Source organism: Galactobacter valiniphilus, from assembly GCF_003575975.1.
Classification (GTDB): Bacteria; Actinomycetota; Actinomycetes; order Actinomycetales; family Micrococcaceae; genus Galactobacter; species Galactobacter valiniphilus.
Genome location: NZ_QQXK01000066.1, coordinates 1 through 1344 on the forward strand (window position 1 = coordinate 1; position 1344 = coordinate 1344).

1 protein-coding gene is annotated in these 1344 nt (G+C 65.5%); it reads right to left on the reverse strand.

The window, feature by feature from the left end; all coding sequences use genetic code 11:
- Nucleotides 1-39 precede the first annotated feature (39 nt).
- A protein-coding gene (locus DWB68_RS15705; protein WP_407645713.1) for an IS3 family transposase occupies nucleotides 40-1277 on the reverse strand; the annotation gives its coding sequence in 2 pieces (ribosomal slippage) (nucleotides 40-962 and nucleotides 962-1277; 1239 coding nt in all).
- Between the last annotated feature and the right edge of the window lie 67 nt (nucleotides 1278-1344).

Here is a 1344-nt window from a genome sequence, read left to right on the forward strand (position 1 = left end):
GGGCCTTGACCCCTGATCTTGGACACGGTGTTCTTTTGGTTATGCCGCGTTCTTGAGGGTAGCCAAGGTGGCGTTCTCGTAGGCGTTGGGGCTGATGTTGCCGATGGCTGAGTGTCTGCGGCGGGTGTTGTACCGGTTGGCCCAGTGGAACACCGCCCGGTATGCGGCGGCCTCGTTCTCAAAGGCGTGAGCGCCTTGGAGGAGCTCACGTTTCAAGGCCGCGTTGAAGCTCTCAGCCAGCGCGTTATCGGCCGATGTCCCGACCTTGCCCATCGACTGGAGAACGCCCAAGTCCTCGCATTGCTGGGCGTATCCGGACGAGGTGTAAACCGATCCGTGGTCCGAGTGGAACACTGCCCCGGCCAGGCTCCCGCGCTCGCGCCACGCGGCCGCGAGTGCGTCCTTCACGAGTTCAACGCGCATGTGATCGGCCATCGCCCAGCCGGCGAGTTTGCGTGAGCCCAGGTCGATGCAGGTGGCCAAGTACAGCTTCGAGCCGTCCTTGATGGGCAGGTAGGTGATGTCGCCGACGTAGCGGCGCCCGGGCGCCCCAGTGCTGAAGTCACGTCCAATCAGGTCCGGGAACTTCCGTCCCGCCTGCTCAGGGATCGTGGTCTTCACGCGCCGCTTGAGCCGGATCCCGGCCAAGTCGTTCTGGCGCATGACCCGCGCGACGCGCTTGTGATTGACCCGTCCGGCCGCATCAGCCCCGTCGTTGAGCTCAGCGGTGACCCTCGGCGCACCGTACGCTCGATCCCCACCACGGGTGGGGTCCTGGGCCTGCCGGATCCGCTCGGCCAGAGCCTCATCAGCCTTCGCCCGCGCCTCGCGGCTGGGCGCGGCAGCCACCCAGGCATAAAACGAGGAACGAGTCACTTCAAGGACCTGGCACAACCGCTTCACGCCGTAGGCGTCCCGGTGATCCTCAACGAACTGGAAGCGGCTCACCAGTTCGTCTCCGAGGCGAAATACTTCGCCGCCTGCCGCAGAATGTCCCGCTCCGTTTCGAGCTTGACCTGCTCCGCCTTCGCCGCAGCGAGCTCAGCCTCCAACCTCGCGATCCGCGAAGCCTGCGACGGCGGCCGGGCCCCGAACCCCGGAGCCGGCACCGCCGAATCCGTCGTTGTCCCAGAACCGAGCCGGTCGACCCACTCCCGCAAAGCGCCCCGCGTGATCCCCAGATCCACCGCGATCGCCTTCAACGTCGCCCCCGGCGTGGACTCATACAAGTCCACCGCCTTCTGCCGGAACTCCTCCGTGTAGTTCTTCCTCGCCATGTCCTAGATTCTCGCTTCCCCAGCATCGTGCTGGAATCCGAGTGTCCAAGATCAGGGGTTAAGGCCC